Genomic DNA, 3,363 nt, shown 5'->3' with positions numbered 1-3,363 from the left:
TGTTTTAGCGGTGCGCTAGGAAACTCTTGTTCACGGAGTTTTCTAGCACGGCGTCAGGCTTCACGGTCTGGCGTCGTCTCCTTTTCAGGGGTTTTGCACAGCCTCCCGTGCGGGGTTGAGATGATGAGCGCGGCAAAACCGCGCGCAGATTTTGTCAGTAGCGAACTTCTTCAGAACCATAGTTCCCAGCGTGATCACGCCAGTCGACGAAGACGGAGCGGTAGAAGTAGCTGCCGCATCCATTCGGAATGCTCAGGCCAGATGCAGCCGGCACTTGGCCCACGTTGGATCTTGTCCATCGGTAACCGCCTTGCACGCCGTAGGACCCCAATCGCGTGGAGTCGCTGCGATTGCAGTCACCATCTCGGTTCTCGTGCTGGCGGTACTGGATGTGATAGACGCGAATGCTGCGCACGAAATCAAAGGCGTCGCCTGAGATGTCGATGTCGGCGCCATCCGTGGTTTGAACCTTGATCACCTGTCCGTCGTCCGGGAAGGACTGCCGGGGCAGGGTGGCTTGGAATGCGGTGTCGAACAGGCGCTCGGCCGGTCCGGGGCTTTCCAAAGGAGAGAACGCCACCCCCATTGGGCAGCGCCATATCTGGAGCGGCGGCTCGATGGGCCAAGGGGTGATCCGGCGTATGAATACGGCTCGAGCATGGGCACAAGGTGCCGATGCTGGCCAGCCACCAGCAAGACAGAGCAGGATGGCGCAATCCACTTGGTAGGCACTTGCGGGCGTCGCAAGAGGAACTTGGCCCGAAAGCGTCAATGTCGCGGCCATCGCCAGCCGCACGATATGGCGTCTCATGTATCGACTCCCCACAAAACTATTCGCGCGAATACAATACAACACGATTGACAGCAATCGGATTTCTTTGATTTGGATATCCGGCTCGAAGGCTCAGGATCTATGGTTTGGATGCGGCAATTGCTCGGAGAAGCCAGTCAGCGAGACTCAATCACTTGCCTTATGTCTACTTATGCATACATAAAGGCCGCAATAAGACCGAGGATAGAAGCATTGCCTGCGTCATACCTTCCGCCCCCCGCAGCCAAGCGGGCGATCCGCAAGCTCGGGTCCGATATCCGTGACGCACGTTTGCGCCGCGGCTTGCCGGCGTCTGTTGTCGCCGAACGGGCGGGGATTGTGCGCTCAACCTACCACAAGATCGAAAAAGGTGATGCTGGCGTGTCCATCGGCATCTATGCGGCTGTGCTGCAAGCATTGAACCTGATGGATGGATTTGCAGATCTCGCTGATGCCAGGAACGATCCCCAAGGTGCACATGCAGCTCTTGAGCGCTTGCCGAAACGCGCGGTTCTTGCGCGCAAGAAGCCTGGCTCCAAGGAGAGCAGCTAGGCCATGGCAGATCGGGTCGTCGAAATCGACATCGAGCTCGATGGTGCGTTGGTACCTGTCGGGACCATGCGTTGTGTGCCATCCCGGGCGCGCGAAACCGTCGTTTTCGAATATTCGGACGATTGGCTGAACCGGCCAGAGCGGTTTGCTATTGATCAGGGCGCGCCTCTCTCGCCCGGGCCATTTGTGCCATCAGGCAACGGAGAGATGTTTCCTGCCCTTGGCGACAGTGCCCCAGACAACTGGGGCCGTGCCTTGATGCGGCGTCGGGAACGGCGCCGCGCAGCGCGGGAGGAACGTCCGGTTCGGACCTTGTTCGAGACGGATTATCTTATGGGTGTCTCCGATGTCAGCCGCATCGGAGCCTTGCGGCTGCGATGGCGTGGCGATGCCGACTATGCAGCACCCATCCAAGATGGCGTTCCAGGGTACATCGCGCTCCAGCGTCTTCTCGACGCAGTCGGGCGTTTCGAAGCTGGCGAGGAACGAGACGAGGACCTCGATCTCATTTTTGCGCCCGGGGCATCGCTTGGCGGTGCACGCCCAAAATGCTCGGTCTATGATGTGCAGGGCAAGCTCTCGATCGCCAAGTTTCCCAAGGCTGACGACGATTACAGCAAGGAACGCTGGGAGGAAGTCGCCGCGCGATTGGCAGATCGGGCCGGCCTGACCATGGCTGACCACTCTCTGGCAAACATCGGTGACCAGCCGGTCTACCTGAGCGCCCGGTTTGACCGACGCGCAGCAGGCGAACGCATCCCGTATATGTCAGCCATGACCATGACCCAGAACCGGGATGGCGTATCTGGCAGCTATCTCGAGATCGTAGACGCGATCACCAGGACTGGCAGCCAGGCTGCCAGGGATCGTGAAGAACTCTATCGCCGCCTTGTCTTCACTGTTTTGGTGTCGAATACGGACGACCATATGCGCAATCACGGGTTTCTATGGGATGGGCCAGCTGGATGGCGGCTGTCGCCGGCGTTCGACATCAACCCGACGTCCCAGTTGGAAAAACCGCGTGTCCTGCAGACACGGATCGATTTCGACGACGGGACCTGTGACATTGACCTGGTGTTGGCCGTGGCAGCTGAATTCGGCCTCCGCACCCAACACGCCCGGGAAATCGTCTCTGAAGTGGCGAGAGCGACAGCGACGTGGCGCGAAGTTGCGCATCAAGTCGGGGCTCCGGCACGCGAGCTCGACTATCTCGAAAGTGCATTCGAGCACGACGATCTGGAGAAGGCTTTGACGCTTTAATGTCCGTTTATGCGGACATTAAATCCCTATAGTGTCTGCTTTCAAAGTCTCCAACATGGAGACGACGAAGAGTCATTCCAATATCTCGACCAGCCTTCCGTAGTCCCGGCTAACCTCCTGTGCCTCGTGAAAGGCGCGTTGGCGCTCGGCGTCCAAGCAGCGGAAGTATTCTTGTATGTCGGCAATGTAGCCCTCGAAATCAGAACGGAGCAGATCAGCATATTCTCGAATGTCTTCGGACCGCTCAGGCAGGAAGGGCCGTTCCGGCGCGATACATGCATTGGCGATTTGGCCAATCGACGCGAGAGGCACAACAAGACCAAGCAAACCGTATCGAAATGCACAAAACATGCGCAGGGCAAAACTCCTTTGCCACTTCAAATTTATGGTTTCGTGCGGTAGCTACCTATTGCAGCCAAAGACGGTTCGTCAACTCAAATAAATCGTCTTGCAGTCATTTATGTTGTCTTGTATCGCCCGTGTGGAAATGTCCCCGCGGGCCGATACTCATGATGAGGAGGGCCCAGGGGAGGTCATGATAGAAGAAGCACCGAATGTGGTCACTGAAGACGGACTGCGCGGCTTGCTCGCCGAGGGCTACCTCATTGAGGTGGTCTGCAAGGAGAGAGCGGAGAAGCGCCACAACAGCTGGTACGGCTCGTGGGTCATCCGCGCCGTCGCCACTGATGGGCGTGACGATAAGATGCTCGTCACCAGCCGAAGCGTCCTCAAGCTCCGCG

Annotated in this window: 4 protein-coding genes and 1 pseudogene; 3 read left to right on the top strand and 2 right to left on the bottom strand. The window is 58.2% G+C overall.

The window, feature by feature from the left end:
• Positions 1-154: 154 nt before the first annotated feature.
• Positions 155-811 (bottom strand): hypothetical protein, encoded by a 657-nt coding sequence (locus MRY75_RS16170; protein ID WP_292309038.1) that lies wholly within the window; start codon positions 809-811, stop codon positions 155-157.
• 111 nt (positions 812-922) lie between these two features.
• Between MRY75_RS16170 and MRY75_RS16165 the strand changes: the two genes are divergently transcribed.
• On the top strand, positions 923-1,363 hold the full coding sequence (locus MRY75_RS16165) for a helix-turn-helix transcriptional regulator (RefSeq protein WP_292309037.1): 441 nt from the start codon (positions 923-925) through the stop codon (positions 1,361-1,363).
• Between the two features lie 3 nt (positions 1,364-1,366).
• A complete protein-coding gene (locus tag MRY75_RS16160) occupies positions 1,367-2,623 on the top strand; it encodes a type II toxin-antitoxin system HipA family toxin (protein WP_292309036.1) in 1,257 nt (418 codons plus the stop codon).
• Positions 2,624-2,695: 72 nt separating this feature from the next.
• On the opposite strand, the gene MRY75_RS16155 is transcribed toward MRY75_RS16160, so the two are convergent.
• A complete protein-coding gene (locus MRY75_RS16155) occupies positions 2,696-2,974 on the bottom strand; it encodes a hypothetical protein (protein ID WP_292309035.1) in 279 nt (92 codons plus the stop codon).
• 184 nt (positions 2,975-3,158) lie between these two features.
• On the opposite strand from MRY75_RS16155, the pseudogene MRY75_RS16150 reads away from it, so the two are divergent.
• Positions 3,159-3,363: pseudogene (locus MRY75_RS16150) on the top strand (hypothetical protein); the annotation flags it as partial.

Origin of the sequence: Marivita sp. (assembly GCF_022763305.1) — a bacterium.
In the GTDB taxonomy this organism is placed as follows: domain Bacteria; phylum Pseudomonadota; class Alphaproteobacteria; order Rhodobacterales; family Rhodobacteraceae; genus Marivita.
Note: the sequence above shows the minus strand (reverse complement) of the source record. Positions and strands in the feature narration are given on the sequence as shown.

What these genes read in the sequence shown, in the direction of transcription:
- MRY75_RS16170 (WP_292309038.1), bottom strand. Translation starts at nt 811, where the DNA reads ATGAGACGCCATATCGTGCGGCTGGCGATGGCCGCGACATTGACGCTT.
- MRY75_RS16165 (WP_292309037.1), top strand. Translation starts at nt 923, where the DNA reads ATGCGGCAATTGCTCGGAGAAGCCAGTCAGCGAGACTCAATCACTTGC.
- MRY75_RS16160 (WP_292309036.1), top strand. Translation starts at nt 1,367, where the DNA reads ATGGCAGATCGGGTCGTCGAAATCGACATCGAGCTCGATGGTGCGTTG.
- MRY75_RS16155 (WP_292309035.1), bottom strand. Translation starts at nt 2,974, where the DNA reads ATGTTTTGTGCATTTCGATACGGTTTGCTTGGTCTTGTTGTGCCTCTC.